This is a genomic window from Candidatus Acidulodesulfobacterium acidiphilum, from assembly GCA_008534395.1.
GTDB lineage: Bacteria > SZUA-79 > SZUA-79 > Acidulodesulfobacterales > Acidulodesulfobacteraceae > Acidulodesulfobacterium_A > Acidulodesulfobacterium_A acidiphilum.
The window spans coordinates 59,921-75,558 of the sequence record SHMQ01000011.1 but is presented as its reverse complement, the minus strand read 5'-3'; the positions used below and the strand labels follow the sequence as shown (position 1 = coordinate 75,558).

Sequence of the window (15,638 nt, the reverse complement as noted above, 5' to 3'; positions counted from 1 at the left end):
CTTCTGATAAAGTTAGCATATCCGGAGACGCAACTTTCATTAGCAATTTAAGAGGGCAGATAGATTCTTCCGAAACGTCTTCTCCGTCTAAAATTAACGATATAATTCAAAAAATAGCTTCCGGCACCTATGCGGACAGTTCAAAAATAGCCGAAGGCTTGATTAATTCGTTAAATATTTTCGGCGAATAATAACGTAGTAATTTATATATAAAATTAAGCATAATACTTAATATAAATTATATATATCCAAAATATGAAAAATGAAACTAAACTAAAAACATATGAAGAGCTTTTAGATATAATTCTTAAATTAAAAAGCGAGCTTTCAGATTGCTATAACGTTTTAAAAACAAGTTTTAATCCTTTAAGCAATATAAGCTTATTTGAAAAAAAAGGTATTATTTTAAAGGAAATAACCGAAAAAATAAAAGAATCCGGTATATTTTTATCTAAGCATAACGACGAATTTTCAGAAGAAAACGACGACGGTGCCAAAGAAATTAAAAAAATTATAAAAGCTGAAATTTACGAACTTTCCAAGATTAACGAAGCATTTTCTTCTTTGATCAGAAAAAATATAAACTATAATCAGCTGACCATTTCTTTTATTACGGATGCTTTTAAAAGAAATTCTATTTACGACAGATCCGGTTCAAACAATGCATCGTTTTCTCCTTTAAAGAACGTTTTAATGAAATCCGGCGTGAGGATATAAAAAATGATAACCGTCAATAATATACTCGACATTGCAGACTCGGCTATGAACGCCAATACGGCGGCTATGAACACGGTTTCGCAGAACGTCGCGAACGTCAATACGCCGTTTTACAACAGCGAAACCCCTATAGAAACCGAAGCTCCGGCGGTAGTAGGGGCTCCTTATACATACGGCACAGGCGTAAACGTCAATCAAATTCAAAGAAGCACCGATAATTTCGTACAGTCGGAAGTAAACAACGAAACCGGACAAAATAGCTATTATACTACGTTATATCAGGGTTTGGACCAGATTCAAAATCTGTTCAACGACCAGACGGGTTCCGGTTTCAGTTCTCAAATTTCGAAGTTTTTCAACGATTTTCAGAACGTCGCGAACAATCCCTCTAATACTTCTCAGAGAACGGCTTTATTATCCGACGCTCAGTCGCTTACCGGTTCTATAAAAAATGCATATACGACTATTCAAAACACTGTAGCATCAACTAATAATTCTATACAGGGTTTAATTCCTGAAATAAACAATTTAACTGCACAAATTGCAGGTCTTAATAAACAGATTACTTATGCTATTAATGCCGGCAGTAATGCAAACGAACTACAGGATGAACAAGCAAACGCCATAAACAGTCTTTCCAAACTTGTAAATATTTCATATTATACCAATAATAACGGAAAAACAAATATAGCGCTCGGCAACATGCCGTTAGTATCGAGCGATGATTCTTTTAACCTTTCTACGCAGGTTGATCCTACAAATCCAGAAAATTTAGACGTAATGTGGACGGGACCAAACGGCTCCGCCCAGTCGGTAACAAGCCAGATAACCGGCGGCACTCTGGGGGCATACGTAAATCTCGAACAAAACGTAGCACCGTCTTACATAAACCAGCTTAATTCCCTTGCGGCGTCCGTTACCGACAACGTCAATTCCCTGCAATACAACGGCTACGGTTTGGACGGTTCTACCGGAAATTATTTCTTCACGCCGGATTTGAAGACGGCGGTGGGGACAAATTCTGCCGGTACTGCTGTAACAGATGCAACTATATCTACCGGCACGGTAACTAATCCGGCGGATTTGACAGGGGATAAATATACGATACAAATTTCAAGTTCTTCTTCTAAAAGTGCAACTTTTAACATAACCGACAATACTAATTCATCAAATAAAATTGCCCCTCAAACAGTAACCCCAACGCAGAATAAATATGGACAAAGTGTATATACGCTTAATTTTGACGGTGTATCGGTAAATATTACCGGAACATCGACTTCAGGAACTGCTCCCGCAAAAGGTGATACTTTCACGGTTAATCAATTGACAACCGCCCCTGCTTTTACTATGGCTGTTAATCCTAATTTGACGACATCTCAAGTAGCTGCGGCATCAGCCGTTTCAACCGCTGTTAATCCTAACAATACCGGCGACGCAACTATTAGTGCCGGAGCGGTTATTAATCCTACGGACGTTACTAACGGAACGACTATAGCAAATAGCAATGAAGGCGGACAATATACTATTAAATATACTCCAGGCGGTACGGGACAGGTCGTAAACGGCGTCGCAAATTCAAACTATAACTTTACCGTAACGAATACTACTACGGGCAATACTCAATATCTTAATATAAACCCGACGACTAATTCGAACGGTCAAACGGAATATTCAGTTTTCTTTGGAAATCAGACCGATGATTCGGGCGTTATAAGCGCTCAAAATTTTCATGTTACCCTAACCGGAACGCCGCAAAACGGCGATACATTTACTGCAAATGTTTTATCGCCTCAATCAACATATCAGACAACAGGATTAAATTCTTCTAACATAAGTTCATTAGGTTTATCGGGTAACAACGAAAATGCTCTTGCCCTTGGAGCGCTTCAAAATAACAATCTGCCTATCAACGGGACAAGTTCTACCATTTCTACTTATTATTCAAATATAGTTTCAAATATCGGAACGCAGGCTAAAAACGCCAATACAAACTATACAAATTCGACGTCGGTTTTGACTAATTTGCAAAATCAGCTCCAATCGTTCGTCGGAGTAAATATGAACCAGCAAATGACTAACCTCGTCAATTACCAGAATTCGTATCAGGCGGCGGCGGCGATTACAAGCTCGGTTCAGGCAATCATGACTGCTCTATTAAATACCGTGCCGTAATAAAAAAGGTGAAATAAAATGATACAGATAACTAATGCGATGATATATAACAATATTAATGGAAAAAAGGTGTCAGATTTATTTATTCTCTCGAAAAAAGGTGTCAGATTTATTTATTCTCTCGAAAAAAGGTGTCAGATTTATTTATTCTCTTACTCTCGTCTGCACTTGCGGATATATAATGATAAAGGTGTCAGATTTTATTTTCCGCATACGAGATATTCAATTTAAGTGTGAAGTTATTTGCGGAAAATTAATCTGACACCTTTATCCGTAAACGATATTGTCTATATAATTATATCGATAGATTATATTTTATATTATATTGTTTGGTATTAAATTGTGGATAAATGTCGGTTCTTTATCCGAACGATATTGTCGATATAATTATATCGATATATTATATTAGATAGTTTATAAAAATTTATTTTTTTATCTTTATTGCGTCGATTAATAATAAAAAGAAATGCGGATAAAAATGACTGATTGAAAAAAGGTGTCAGATTAATTTTCCGCTATTCTTTGTTTATAAATAATTGCAGTATGTCAGGCGGAAAATAAAATCTGACACCTTTTTTCTTTTTCTTTGCGGCCGTCTTTATTGCAAAGCGTCAAGAAAAGTGTTTGGAGGCAAATAAAATGATACAGATAACTAATGCGATGATGTATAACAATATTAATAATGAACTGCTTAACGAATCTAACAGCGTATATAACCTTCAGGATGAGATTTCGAGCGGCTTGCAGATTATGTCGCCGCAGAATAATCCGGGCGGCATGGTTAACGTTTTGTCGTATAACAACAGTACTGCACTCGTTACGCAGTACAATTCAAACGTTAGTATCGCCGGCAATATCGGTTCTTTAGCTTCTTCTACAATAACAAACGCAATGAACGTGGTAAACCAGGCAAATTCTCTTGCCGTCGAAATGGCAAACGGGACGAATACTCCTGCAAATAATCAGGCGGCAGCCCAGCAGGTAGGGCAGATGATTAACGAACTTACGCAGTATGCGGATACCTCTTATAACGGACAAAATCTTTTTACAGGGAACAATTTAAATTTGACGTCGGCATATACGGCCGTATCTCATAAAATTACTGGTTTAATCGGAATACCCTCATCCTCATCCCTTTCTTATAATGTTTATACTTATGCAGGAACGGATACTAGCCAGAATTATCAGATAACCCAAAATGAAACTGTAACGCCTACGCTTACCGCCGATGCTATCTTCGGAAATGACCCCGTCCCCTCCGGCACATCCTCTGCAACAGTCCCCTCCGGACTGCTTTCCGTTCTTTCGCTTTTTCAGTCGGAACTTCAGAAAAACGTGTATCAGCAAAATTCCTCATCTATTATTCAAGGCATACAGAACGGATTAAGCACTATGACTGCCGCACAGGCTACTATAGGAACGGTAACGGAGAGGCTTAATGAACAGCAGACGAGCTATCAGACCGTTTTGACAAATATTTCCCAACTCCTAAGCCAGACGCAGGACGTGAATGTAGCGCAGGCTATGACTAATCTTACGCAGGCGCAGGAGTCTTATCAGGCTACGCTAGAAGCTTCGTCTAATATTACTTCGCTTACGCCTATGCTTCTCCAGTATTTAAAATAGTCTATAGGTCTTCATATTTTCTATATGCTATTATGCTATATTATAAGCTATAGCCTATAATTATAATAGCCCGTAAGTTTTACAAACGATGCGCAATAAAATAGCAATACAAAACAATAAAAATATCATATAATATAACAAATAATTTTAATCATGCTGATTCTTACGAGAAAGGCCGGAGAGAGCATTAAAATCGGCGACGACGTAACTATAGAAGTATTATCTATGTCGGGGAGCAGCGTAAAAATAGGAATAGACGCTCCAAAGTCTATAAATATTTTAAGAAAAGAACTTTACGATATAATTAAGAACGAAAATATAAACGCTTCGACTGTCAGCTTAGACGATATATCCGGTTTGAATAAACTAAACGAACTGAATGAGCTTAATAACTTCGATAACTTTAATAAACTTAACGAATTAAACGGAATTAAAAATTTAAACGTTTTATCCTCGGATAAAAATAAAAAAATATAAAAGGAGTTTTATAATTAATGGATTCCGAAATTTTAGTAAAAAGTATATATTATCCCGAAGGGGTTGCGGTAGAAAAGTCGAAAATTTTAGAATTCGTTAAGCCTATACTGGGATTTAACGATTTAAAAAAATATTGCATATTAAATATAAATAAAGAAAAAAATCTTCCTTTTTTTATACTGCAAAGTATCGAAAACGATAAACTTTGCTTTATCGTAGCCGACCCGAACTATTTCTTTAAGGATTATACTGCGGGTATAACGGAAGAAGATAAAGAACTTATAGGATTAAAAGATAAAACCGACGCTATTATATTCGTTATAGTAACCGTTTTTAAAGACTTATATTCCTCTACGGTTAATCTAAAAGCTCCGATAATAATCAACGTTAAAAGCCGAAAAGCTATGCAGACAGTCTTAAACAACGATTTATACGACGTTAAACAGAAACTTCCCATAAATCCCGTTAAAGCCTGATGCAATAATAATTCCAACCATTAATTATTAACTATTAACCGTTAATAAACGCCGCCGCTTTCGGGGTTTCTTCTGTCGGTTATTATATTTGAACCGGACATATCTTTTGCGGCTTTTTTAAGTCCCGAGACTATTTCGCTTATCTGTCCGTAATGCGTAATTTTTTTATTTACGTTTTCTATAATTGCTATAGACAGGCTCATTATAGGAAATCTTTGAAGATTTTTTTGCCTTCCGTAAGCTTCTATGTATCCTCGTTCTTTATCCGTGTTATCGTAAAAAGAAAGGATGATTTTATCGAAATTAGCTATTATATTGTTTGATATTTCCAATATGTCCTCGTTGTGGGACATTATTACGAAATCGTCGCCGCCTATATGTCCTATAAATACGTATTTTTCGATATTTCTGCGTTTTGCTTTGGAAATATCGTAAACGGTAGTAGCAATAAGCCTTGAGGTCATCATTATAACTTCGTCGCCCCTCAAAAAACCGTATTTGTCGTTATACGATTTAAAGTTGTCTATATCAATATAAGCAAAAGCAAAATCGATATCTTCGTCTAATTTGGTTTTTACCGATTCTATTATTGACGAGTTTCCGGGCAGTTTAGTAAGCGGATTTGCGTCTAATGCCGATTTAGAAGATTTTATTATGCTTTCTGTCTTATACTTGAGTTCGTTTTTGCTTAGCGGTTCTTTAATGTAATCTTTTAAAATATATTTTTCCGATGAGGCAATAGATTTAAAATCAAAATCAGGAGGAATAATAAAAAGAATCGGAATATTGCTCAGCATGTTGTCTATCTGCATATCGTTAATCATTTTCAGTTCTTTTTTGTATTCAAGTTCGTTTTTTTGCATTATAGAACCGATTACTATTATAATTAAATTCGGCGGGGATGCGTAAACCGAATAGTATGCCCGGTTAAAAGAATCGAACATCATTATATTATATTCTTCGAGTTCGTCTTTTATAAAGGATTTATAAAAGTTTTTTTCGGATTCGTCGAGTACCGCAAATATTTTATAAGATTTATTTTTTTGTTTGTTCATGCATTATTATTCAATTTTTATTTGACTAGTCGAATATATTCAGTTCGTCTTTGTACAGATAAATTTCTTCTATCGCCGATTTTATAAAATCGATATTAATTCCTAAAATATTCATGGAATCGGTATTTATTTTTTCTAAGTAAGTTGAGCCTGAAAATCCAACTCCCATAGCCCTTGTCAAAAAATCCGCAATGTTTAATATCGCCGTTTCTTTTTTGAAATCGTCGGCAAGAGCGGGATTATGATGGTATTTTATAGGTATATATATAGAGGAAGGAAGATTCCATTCTTTTACCAGCATATACCCAAGCTGGTCGTGAGATATGTTGAGAATATCATGTTCTACTTTTTCCAAAGGTTTTTCTTCTTTTTGCGCTGTTTCCAATATAGCCTTAAAATCTTCCTTAAAAGTCGTTGCTATAATAATTTTCCCTATGTCATGCAGCAAGCCGACCGCAAACATATTGTCTGGATCTACGGTTTGCTGTTGTTTTTTGTTGTTTGATTTTAATTTACCGGTTTCGCCGGTTTTTTTTATGCTTTTGTTTATTTCCTGAGAAATATGTTTGGAAGCGAATGCGCAGAACAGGGAATGTTCCGAAAGACCGGTCATAGTTTCTTTCATTGCGGTAAAAACAGATGTAGAAATTACGATGCTCTTTAATACGTTTGCGCCTAAAAGCACTATGGCATGGTTTATACTGTATATTCTTTGCGGAAACCCGTAAAAAGGAGAATTTACTATTTTTAAAATTCTTGCGGACAGGCTGACGTCTCGGGACATCAAATCGCCGATATTTTTGATAGAAAAATTATCGTTATCTATTTCTTCCGAAATTTTAGTTAAAACCTTAGGGAGGGTAGGTATATTTTCGGTTTTTTTAACGGTAGCTATTAACTTGTCCAAGGTGTCTATTTTTTTCATTTGCCGCGTTCACCGGAATTATGGGTTTCGCCGTAAAATTTAATTATCTGATTTTTAATTGCGTCTTTGATTTCTTCCATATATTCATAACCATCGTCATTTTTAAATCTTTTTTCTAAAGACGCTATCTCTTTTTCCATTTTTTCTTTATTTTCTACGGAAATTTCATTATCTTTTTCCCTGTCGCGGCCGGTTCCTTCTATAAATATATGCATTTCTTCGGGAGAAGAATATTCGCCGCTTATCTTTTTTATATTTTCTATAAATTTATCGGTTAATTCCGTTCCTTTTTTAAGAATAGTTATACCTTTTCTGGAAACTATATCTTTTGCCAGGACATCCCCTGCTTTTAATTTGTCGGTTTTAATTTTCTGCATATTTTTCCGTTTTGTGTTGATTTATATTATATCATATTATAAAATTATAATAGTTATTATAATTAATAAGCAAATAAAAATAAATAAAAATAAATAAAAAAATGAATTTATTGAAATTAAAAATTGCCGATAATATTATTATATTGAATAATTATATAATGTTAATTTTATCCGAAAAAAGAGAAAATCCGGTTAATTTAAAAAAAATATTCGAAAGAAAAGTTTTGCTGACGAGATTGTTTTTTAAATCCGGCATACGCTGTGAAAATTTAGATTTAAGCAGGTTTAAAAACATAAACGAAGAAGTTTATAAAATCGATATACAGAATAAATTATCATATATTATAGAATCGGATAAAAAAATTATCGATATGCTGGACGGCATGAAAGAAAACGTCGGCGAAAAAATAGCGATGCTTAATAAAATTTCTTCGGCTATAAAAGCTTATAAATCAAACTAAAAACTATCTAAAAAATATTAAATTAAATTTTAAATAAATGGACGGACTATAAATGAAAAAAGAGGAAGATTACGATAATTTTTTTTATGAAAATCAGGAGATAGTTTTAGAAACTCCCCAAAAAAAATTTAAAGGATATATTGCTAAGTTAGATGAAAATATTTTAAATATAATTTTATACGCTTGTTTTGAAGATAAAAAAGTTTTAGAATTTGATTTAAACGATTGCAATCCGGAAAAAGATATAGAACTTATAAAAAAAACGGACGATATAAACATAATAAACTATGGATTTTCTAAAACGTATAAATATAAAATTGCTATACATAAAATTTTTAGAAATACGAGCGGTATTTTTATTAAGGCAAATATTTCCGGTAAACCTATAGAAGAAAGGGAAGGAAGGGAATTTGTAAGGGTAATTGCCGTTATACAATTTATTTATCAAAAAATTTCTATGGAGGAATTCCTTGAAACTAAAGAGTCGTATATTGCGAGACCTTCTTTTACTACATCCGTTTATGGAATTTACGGCGTAGCTTCTCCAAAAGTATACGGAACTCATGCCGAAAAGGACGAAGATATCCCTATAAATCCTAAATTAGAAAATCTTTTGATAGCCATAAACAGTAAATTAGACGTTATTTTGTCTATATTAAATCCTGAAGCGTCTATTTTTTCGGATGTTAAAGAAAAAAGAGTATCCATAAGCGGTTCAGGAATTATGTGGATAGAGGAAACAGATAAAAACGATACGATTCAAAATAAAAATAAAGACGAAAACAAAGAGGATTTAAACTTAAAACTCGGCGACATATTAAAGATTACTATGCTGTTTCCATCCGTTCCTCAATTTGTAGTAAAAGCTCTCGCACAAGTCGTTAATGTTTCGGAATATCCGTCCGACGAAGGTTCAAATAAAGCCAAGATTTCTTTTGCATGCAAATTTACCGCAATAAATGAATCGGACAGAGACGAAATTATTAAGTTTACATTTGAACAGCAGAGACGGCAGATAGCCAAACAAAATAGGGAGCAGCTATAAAAAAAATCAATTACTCCTTATTTGTTAAAAAAAAGCGTCAGATTTTATTTTCTGGATATTAAATCGTCAATTAACTAATAACTAACTCAAAAAAGTTATTTAGGAGAAATTAATTTGACGTCTTTTTCTGTTAAAATGCAAGTTACGATTTTGGCAGTTCGTTATTTAAAAAATCTGAAAGAACGACTATATTGACGCGCCTGTTAAGCGCTCGTCCGGCGGCGGTAGCATTGCTGGCTACAGGCTTATATTTGCCGTATCCGGAAGCAGACAGTCTGGACGGAGGAAAATGAACGCTTTTTATGAAAAAACTTAGGACGTTAACCGCCCTTGCGGTTGAAAGCATCCAGTTATTGGGATATCTAAAGGTTCTAATAGGCGTAGAATCCGTATATCCTTCAATTGAAATATTGTTGTTTATTTTTAAAAGTTCGGAGGCTATATATTTTAATAGCGGATGATATTTTTTTATTATTCTAGCGCTGCCGGAATTAAAAAAGCTTGAACCCTTAAGGGATATAACAAGTCCCCTGGTAGATTTATAAATTCTTAACGAAGATTTGTACAATGCATTTCCGGCGGCAAAAGATTTTATTTTTGATTCTATTCCCGTAAATACCGCCGATTCCTGCCGTTCTTCTTTAATGAGCTTTTTATTCGACTTAGATACCTTAAATTGGGAAGGCGAAACCTTAGGTACTACCAGCTTTGGAGTAGAAGCTATATTCGGCTTTGAACGCGAAACCGTTATAAACTTATTGGCTCCAAATGCCTGCTGTATCGAAATTGCAAGCTCCTTTAATCTGACGTTGTTTACTTTCGATATTGCAAACATTACTATAAAAAAGGACAGGAGAGTGGTAAGAAAATCCCCATAGCTGATCATCCATCTTTCGGAATTCGAATGTTCCGGACATTTTTTCTTTTTTCTGGACATTCTTATTTTTCTCCATTTTTCAAATCGTAAGCTTTTTTCTGCTCTGTGCTTAAAAAAGACTTAAGTTTTTCTTCTATAAGTCTAGGATTTTCGCCGTTCTGAATGCTTCTTATGCCCATAAGGATAAGCTCGTACCTTAAAACTTCCACTTTAAGGTTCATTTTAAGTTTACTGGATATAGGAAAAAGTATGGTGTTTGCAAAAGCAAGACCGTAAAGCGTTGCCGTAAATGCGACTGCAATACCTGCGCCTAGTCTGTTAGGCTGGTTCAGATGCTGCATAACGTGTATAAGACCTAAGACTGCTCCTATGATGCCGAGCGTCGGTGAATAGCCGCCCGCCTGCTCGAATATTTTAACGCTTTCGTCGCCGAATTCTTCTATATTAGACAACTCCGTTTCCATAATATCCATGACTACCTGAGGATCTATGCCGTCCACTACTAACTGAAGCGCTTTTTTTATAAAAGGGTCGGATGAGGCTTCTATTTCCGATTCCAATGCAAGAACGCCGTTTTTTCTTGCTTTCGTTGCGTAATTCAACAGGTCGGAAATTGTAGTTTCATAATCGACTTTTTTTGATAAAATAACTCCTTTTGCGGATATAATCGCTTTTTTAAGGTTATCCATCCTGTTTCCGGCAACCGTTGCGCCGGTTGTTCCTACTATAACTATTACGAAACCGATAGGGTCAAGCAATTGCATCAAATTAGAACCTTGGAGGAAATTTCCGAATATTATTCCGCCGAGACCCAATATAAAACCGATAATAGAAGCTATATCCATTGTTTGTATATTTATAAAAAGATTAAATTATATTAAAATAAATCTAAATAATAATAAATTTTCTATATTATAATACAAAAAATATTTTTTTTAAATATCTTATAAATCAATTTTAATAATAAACGATGATTTTATAGCCGCCGGTTAAACTTTTATTAACGTTGGCATTATGATATAATATAAAAAATTAAAATTTATATTAAATTTAAGTTGCGTTCATGCCGCATATTTTAAACGACAATGGAAAAATTAAATATTAATCTTAACATTCCGGTTTCTTCGGAACCGAAAATTTCGAGCGAAGCTTCCGTTAAAAATAACGGTAAAAATGAAATTACCCCTGAAGAGCTTAGCGAAATAAAAACGGTCGCCGTTAAATTCGAAAGCCTTTTTTTAAATATGATTTTTGATTCTATGTCTAAGGCAGTGGAAAAAGGCTCTTTTATAGATAAAGGTACCGGCTATAAAATTTACAATTCCCTTTTTTACGAGGCCGTAGCTAACAACAACAGCTACGGTAAAGGCATAGGCATAGCAAAAATGATCGTCGATTATTTTAAAGAGCATCCGTCTTTGATAGCAAAGGACGGAATAAAAGGACTAAGTTCTTCTGTCGCTTCTATGTCCGCTACCGGCAATTTATTTCAGGCATACGGATTAGCTTCAAAATATGGGGGCGCCGGCGCCGAAGGACTGAAACTTAACGCTTTGAAATCCGACGGCGCTTCCGGTTCTGACGCCTCAGGAGTTACCGAAGATTATGCCACCGCCGACGGTCTTGCAAAAAAAGCTTCCGAAATTTACGGCGTTCCGTACGGTTTAATAAAAGCCGTAATCAAAACGGAATCCGGTTTTAATCCTTATGCCGTTTCCAATAAAGGCGCCGTCGGACTTATGCAGTTAATGCCTAAAACTGCAGAAGAACTGGGCGTCGATCCTTACGATCCCGAAGGCAACGTTTTAGGCGGAACGCTTTACCTTAAACAGCTTTTGGACCGTTACGGAGGCAATACCGAGCTTGCTCTTGCCGCATACAACGCCGGTATAGGAAATGTCGAAAAATATAACGGAATACCGCCGTTTGAAGAAACGGAAAATTACGTAAAAACCGTTCTTGCTTACTATAAAGAATACTCTTGATTAATTTTAAGCGGGATTATCATCGTATAAATTTTATCATATCGTTTATTTTATATTATGGGAAGACTTATAAATTTAAAAGAATACGCCGGTATGCTCCAAGACTTTAATCCTATGCTTATAAAGGGAAAAATAGTTAAAGCCGTCGGACTCGTCCTTGAAGCTAAACATCCTGATCTTTCCATAGGAAAAATCTGCCGCATTAAAGGTAAAAACGACGTGTCTTCAAAAGGTATCACCGCAGAAGTTATCGGTTTTAAAGACGACAAGGCAGTTCTTATGCCTTACGGCGATATAGGAGGCATAAGTTTAGAAAGCGAGGTTATTCTTTTAGAAGAAGAGGAAAAATTTCCGGCAGGCGAAGAACTGCTGGGAAGAGTCGTGGATCCGTTCGGCAATCCGTTAGACGATAAAGGAAAAATTCAATGCGGCGGTTATGCAAAGATAGTCAACGAGCCTCCATCTCCTTTATCCAGAAAAAGAATTAACGAAGTTATGGACGTCGGAGTAAGGGCGGTAAATTCTTTTTTGACGATAGGCAAAGGGCAGAGGATAGGTATATTTGCCGGCTCAGGGGTCGGCAAAAGCACTCTTCTCGGCATGTTTACCAAATATTCTAAATCAGACGTAAATATTATAGCGCTTATCGGCGAAAGAGGGCGCGAAGTTAAAGAATTTATAGAAAAAAGTCTAGGAGAAGAAGGTTTAAAAAAATCCGCCGTTATCGTCGCTACGTCGGATAAATCCCCGTTGGTCAGAATGAGAGGAGCTTTTGCGGCGACAGCCCTTGCGGAATATTTTAGGGACAAAGGACTTGACGTGCTTTTTCTTATGGATTCCATTACCAGGTTTGCAATGGCTTCGAGGGAAATAGGACTTTCGGCGGGAGAACCTCCGACGGTAAGAGGCTATACGCCATCCGTTTTCAGCGTTTTGCCGAAACTGTTAGAAAGAGCTGCCAACTCCGATAAAGGAAGCATCACCGGAATATATACGGTTTTAGTAGAAGGCGACGATATGAACGAACCTGTTTCCGACACGGTAAGGTCTATACTCGACGGACATATAGTTCTTTCGAGAAAAACGGCGGAAAAAGGAATATTTCCGGCGATAGACGTTTTAAACAGTTTGTCCCGCGTCATGCCGGACATAGTTTCAAAAGAGCATCTGCTGTACGCACGAGAGGTTTTAAAAGTGGTTTCGGAATACAGGATAAACGAAGACCTTATAAATATCGGCGCTTATTCTAAAGGTTCCAGCGAAGCGATAGATTTTGCCATAGACCATATATCTAAGATAGAAAACTTTATAAAACAGACCCCCGAGGAAAAATATTCTTTCGAGGAAAGCATTAACGAAATGACCGGACTGCTGAATTAAATAAATAAACCGCGAACTAAATATAAAAAAATAAAATAAAAAAATATGAACAAATATAGGATAGGCAAAAAAGATGCTTTGTCGCTGTTTAAAAACGATAACATTATCGAACTTGGAAAAATAGCCGACGGTATAAGAAAGAAAAAACATCCGGACGATATAGTCACGTTTATTATAGACAGAAATATTAACTACACCAACGTCTGCATCTCGGAATGTAAATTTTGCGCTTTTTACAAAAAATACGGAGTGTGCGACGACGACGCTTACGTGCTGACGAAAGAACAAATTTTCGATAAAATCAGGGAAACAAAAGAACTTTCCGGTACGCAGATTCTTCTTCAGGGAGGATTAAATCCCGATATAACTATAGACTACTATATTAATCTGTTAAACGATATTAAAGAAAATTTCGATATACATATACATGCGTTTTCTCCGCCGGAGATTACTTTTATCGCCCGTTCAAACGATATGACTATCAGAGAAACCGTAAATCTTTTGAAAGAAGCAGGCTTGAATTCCGTACCGGGCGGAGGAGCGGAAATATTAGTCGACAGGGTAAGAAAAAAAATAAGCCCGAATAAGATAGACAGCGGGCAGTGGCTTAAAGTCATGGAAGAAGTTCACAATGCGGGTTTAAATTCTTCCGCCACCATGATGTTCGGAACTATAGAAACCGATGAAGATATAGTGGAACATCTTTTAAAACTTAGAGACCTTCAGGATAAAACCGGCGGTTTCAAGGCTTTTATTCCTTGGAGTTTTCAGAGTAAAAATACGTCGCTTAATCCAAGGGGCGTTTTCGGTCATTATTATCTTAAAGTACTTGCGGTTTCAAGAATAGTTTTAGACAATTTCGATAATATTCAGGCGTCATGGGTAACGCAGGGAGCGAAAATGGGACAGGTCGCGTTAAGTTTCGGAGCTAACGATATGGGTTCCACAATGCTTGAAGAAAACGTAGTAAAAGCGGCGGGAACGGCAAACAGAACAGTCGATGAAAAATTAATGGTTAGATTAATTAAGGACGCGGGATTTATTCCTGCGCAGAGAACGAATAATTATACGCTAATAAAAAAATATCGCTAAATATATATATTTTTTTAAAATTAAAATTATGTTATAATTTTTATAAATAAACAACAAATTATATTATAAAAAGGCGGGGGCATAATTTCCGTGACGGAAGAAAAGCTTTTACATTTTAAAAATATTTTAAACAAAAAATTAGAGTCTTTGCTCGACGATGCTCTTAAAACCGTCGACAGCATGACGAAAGAAGACGATAATTTTCCAGACCCTAACGACAGGGCGACTTTAGAATCCGACAGAAATTTCGAACTAAGGATACGCGACAGAGAAAGGAAACTAATTCCTAAAATACAGGAAGCGCTGTCCAGAATAGAAAACGGTACTTACGGAATATGCGACGAATGCGGCGGAGAAATTTCCGAAAAAAGATTGGAATACAGGCCGGAAGCTACTTTATGCATTGCCTGCAAAACTAAACAGGAAGAACTTGAAAAAAGGAAGAATAAGTAATAATATTAAAATAGCGGTATTACATAATATATCAAAATTAATCTAACGGCTGTTATTTATTAAGGATAATGCCATGATAAATTTAGCGAACAGAATTACTCCCAGAAAAAAAATTCTTCTGGTAGAAGACAACAGGATGCATTCGGAACTTGTGCGAATTATTATACAATCGTCTTTTGACGCCGACGTAACTATAGCAGAAAACGACAGGGACGCATTGGATAAAATTACCGAAGGAAATATTTTCGACCTTATTATTATCGATATAATGCTTCCGAAAATAAACGGTCTCGACGTTCTCAGGACTATCAGAAAAGTTTACGACAAAGTTCCCATTTTAATGATAAGCGCTCTTAACGATAAAGAAACCGTAAAAAAAAGTTTTGAAGACGGAGCTACCGATTACGTCGATAAGCCTATAAGAAACGAACTGCTCAGAGACAAAATAAGCCTTCTGCTTAACAGCCGGTCTTTATAATTCAAATTTATAATTTATTATCGTTGCGTATAAATAGATATT

The 15,638-nt window shown here is 35.7% G+C and carries 18 protein-coding genes; 13 read left to right on the top strand and 5 right to left on the bottom strand.

Annotated elements, in window-relative coordinates; all coding sequences use genetic code 11:
- From EVJ48_05210 to EVJ48_05185, 6 genes are all read left to right on the top strand, one after another.
- On the top strand, positions 1-191 hold a 191-nt coding region (locus EVJ48_05210), incomplete at its 5' end, for a flagellar biosynthesis anti-sigma factor FlgM (GenBank protein ID RZV39327.1).
- Positions 192-255: 64 nt separating this feature from the next.
- Entirely contained in the window at positions 256-717 is a 462-nt protein-coding gene (locus tag EVJ48_05205) for a hypothetical protein (GenBank protein RZV39326.1), read from the top strand.
- Positions 718-720: 3 nt separating this feature from the next.
- Positions 721-2,889 carry a flagellar hook-associated protein FlgK gene (flgK, locus tag EVJ48_05200; GenBank protein RZV39325.1) on the top strand — a complete coding sequence of 723 codons (2,169 nt, stop codon included), beginning with the start codon at positions 721-723 and terminating at the stop codon, positions 2,887-2,889.
- Between the two features lie 639 nt (positions 2,890-3,528).
- Positions 3,529-4,515: a hypothetical protein gene (locus EVJ48_05195; GenBank protein ID RZV39324.1), complete on the top strand. Its 987-nt coding sequence runs from the start codon at positions 3,529-3,531 to the stop codon at positions 4,513-4,515.
- A gap of 153 nt (positions 4,516-4,668) precedes the next feature.
- Complete coding sequence (gene csrA, locus EVJ48_05190; GenBank protein ID RZV39323.1) at positions 4,669-4,992, top strand: carbon storage regulator; 324 nt, start codon at positions 4,669-4,671, stop codon at positions 4,990-4,992.
- Between the two features lie 17 nt (positions 4,993-5,009).
- On the top strand, positions 5,010-5,468 hold the full coding sequence (locus EVJ48_05185) for a flagellar assembly protein FliW (GenBank protein RZV39322.1): 459 nt from the start codon (positions 5,010-5,012) through the stop codon (positions 5,466-5,468).
- A gap of 41 nt (positions 5,469-5,509) precedes the next feature.
- Here the strand turns inward: EVJ48_05185 and EVJ48_05180 are convergent, their stop codons facing one another.
- From EVJ48_05180 to EVJ48_05170, 3 genes are read right to left on the bottom strand one after another with little or no spacing between them, the layout of a single operon-like run.
- The gene (locus tag EVJ48_05180) at positions 5,510-6,523 is read right to left on the bottom strand and encodes a GGDEF domain-containing protein (GenBank protein RZV39321.1); all 1,014 of its coding nucleotides are present in this window, start codon (positions 6,521-6,523) and stop codon (positions 5,510-5,512) included.
- Between the two features lie 25 nt (positions 6,524-6,548).
- Entirely contained in the window at positions 6,549-7,448 is a 900-nt protein-coding gene (locus EVJ48_05175) for an HDOD domain-containing protein (protein ID RZV39320.1), read from the bottom strand.
- Positions 7,445-7,825 (bottom strand): hypothetical protein, encoded by a 381-nt coding sequence (locus EVJ48_05170; protein RZV39319.1) that lies wholly within the window; start codon positions 7,823-7,825, stop codon positions 7,445-7,447. The genes EVJ48_05175 and EVJ48_05170 overlap by 4 nt, the downstream gene beginning before the upstream one ends.
- Before the next feature lie 101 nt (positions 7,826-7,926).
- On the opposite strand from EVJ48_05170, the gene EVJ48_05165 reads away from it, so the two are divergent.
- Together EVJ48_05165 and EVJ48_05160 are read left to right on the top strand one after the other, a co-directional pair.
- Positions 7,927-8,286 (top strand): hypothetical protein, encoded by a 360-nt coding sequence (locus EVJ48_05165; GenBank protein RZV39318.1) that lies wholly within the window; start codon positions 7,927-7,929, stop codon positions 8,284-8,286.
- 52 nt (positions 8,287-8,338) lie between these two features.
- Positions 8,339-9,331 carry a hypothetical protein gene (locus EVJ48_05160; GenBank protein ID RZV39317.1) on the top strand — a complete coding sequence of 331 codons (993 nt, stop codon included), beginning with the start codon at positions 8,339-8,341 and terminating at the stop codon, positions 9,329-9,331.
- Positions 9,332-9,473: 142 nt separating this feature from the next.
- Here EVJ48_05160 and EVJ48_05155 read toward each other — a convergent pair whose 3' ends face one another.
- Both EVJ48_05155 and EVJ48_05150 read right to left on the bottom strand, forming a co-directional pair.
- The gene (locus tag EVJ48_05155) at positions 9,474-10,268 is read right to left on the bottom strand and encodes a hypothetical protein (GenBank protein RZV39316.1); all 795 of its coding nucleotides are present in this window, start codon (positions 10,266-10,268) and stop codon (positions 9,474-9,476) included.
- A gap of 2 nt (positions 10,269-10,270) precedes the next feature.
- Entirely contained in the window at positions 10,271-11,053 is a 783-nt protein-coding gene (locus tag EVJ48_05150; GenBank protein ID RZV39315.1) for a flagellar motor protein, read from the bottom strand.
- Positions 11,054-11,593: 540 nt separating this feature from the next.
- Here EVJ48_05150 and EVJ48_05145 point away from each other — a divergent pair.
- From EVJ48_05145 to EVJ48_05125, 5 genes are all read left to right on the top strand, one after another.
- Entirely contained in the window at positions 11,594-12,193 is a 600-nt protein-coding gene (locus EVJ48_05145) for a lytic transglycosylase domain-containing protein (GenBank protein RZV39331.1), read from the top strand.
- Between the two features lie 57 nt (positions 12,194-12,250).
- The gene (locus EVJ48_05140) at positions 12,251-13,573 is read left to right on the top strand and encodes a FliI/YscN family ATPase (protein ID RZV39314.1); all 1,323 of its coding nucleotides are present in this window, start codon (positions 12,251-12,253) and stop codon (positions 13,571-13,573) included.
- A gap of 45 nt (positions 13,574-13,618) precedes the next feature.
- Positions 13,619-14,665 carry a dehypoxanthine futalosine cyclase gene (mqnC, locus tag EVJ48_05135; GenBank protein RZV39313.1) on the top strand — a complete coding sequence of 349 codons (1,047 nt, stop codon included), beginning with the start codon at positions 13,619-13,621 and terminating at the stop codon, positions 14,663-14,665.
- A gap of 90 nt (positions 14,666-14,755) precedes the next feature.
- A complete protein-coding gene (gene dksA / locus EVJ48_05130; GenBank protein ID RZV39312.1) occupies positions 14,756-15,118 on the top strand; it encodes an RNA polymerase-binding protein DksA in 363 nt (120 codons plus the stop codon).
- A 73-nt stretch (positions 15,119-15,191) separates the two neighbouring features.
- Positions 15,192-15,596, top strand: coding sequence for a response regulator (locus EVJ48_05125; protein RZV39311.1), 405 nt, complete (start codon positions 15,192-15,194; stop codon positions 15,594-15,596).
- Positions 15,597-15,638: the final 42 nt, after the last annotated feature.

Excerpts from the sequence above, each read along its gene's own strand:
- EVJ48_05205 (RZV39326.1), top strand. The coding sequence starts at position 256 with ATGAAAAATGAAACTAAACTAAAAACATATGAAGAGCTTTTAGATATA.
- flgK (RZV39325.1), top strand. The coding sequence starts at position 721 with ATGATAACCGTCAATAATATACTCGACATTGCAGACTCGGCTATGAAC.
- EVJ48_05195 (RZV39324.1), top strand. The coding sequence starts at position 3,529 with ATGATACAGATAACTAATGCGATGATGTATAACAATATTAATAATGAA.
- csrA (RZV39323.1), top strand. The coding sequence starts at position 4,669 with ATGCTGATTCTTACGAGAAAGGCCGGAGAGAGCATTAAAATCGGCGAC.
- EVJ48_05185 (RZV39322.1), top strand. The coding sequence starts at position 5,010 with ATGGATTCCGAAATTTTAGTAAAAAGTATATATTATCCCGAAGGGGTT.
- EVJ48_05180 (RZV39321.1), bottom strand. The coding sequence starts at position 6,523 with ATGAACAAACAAAAAAATAAATCTTATAAAATATTTGCGGTACTCGAC.
- EVJ48_05175 (RZV39320.1), bottom strand. The coding sequence starts at position 7,448 with ATGAAAAAAATAGACACCTTGGACAAGTTAATAGCTACCGTTAAAAAA.
- EVJ48_05170 (RZV39319.1), bottom strand. The coding sequence starts at position 7,825 with ATGCAGAAAATTAAAACCGACAAATTAAAAGCAGGGGATGTCCTGGCA.
- EVJ48_05165 (RZV39318.1), top strand. The coding sequence starts at position 7,927 with ATGAATTTATTGAAATTAAAAATTGCCGATAATATTATTATATTGAAT.
- EVJ48_05160 (RZV39317.1), top strand. The coding sequence starts at position 8,339 with ATGAAAAAAGAGGAAGATTACGATAATTTTTTTTATGAAAATCAGGAG.
- EVJ48_05155 (RZV39316.1), bottom strand. The coding sequence starts at position 10,268 with ATGTCCAGAAAAAAGAAAAAATGTCCGGAACATTCGAATTCCGAAAGA.
- EVJ48_05150 (RZV39315.1), bottom strand. The coding sequence starts at position 11,053 with ATGGATATAGCTTCTATTATCGGTTTTATATTGGGTCTCGGCGGAATA.
- EVJ48_05145 (RZV39331.1), top strand. The coding sequence starts at position 11,594 with ATGATCGTCGATTATTTTAAAGAGCATCCGTCTTTGATAGCAAAGGAC.
- EVJ48_05140 (RZV39314.1), top strand. The coding sequence starts at position 12,251 with ATGGGAAGACTTATAAATTTAAAAGAATACGCCGGTATGCTCCAAGAC.
- mqnC (RZV39313.1), top strand. The coding sequence starts at position 13,619 with ATGAACAAATATAGGATAGGCAAAAAAGATGCTTTGTCGCTGTTTAAA.
- EVJ48_05125 (RZV39311.1), top strand. The coding sequence starts at position 15,192 with ATGATAAATTTAGCGAACAGAATTACTCCCAGAAAAAAAATTCTTCTG.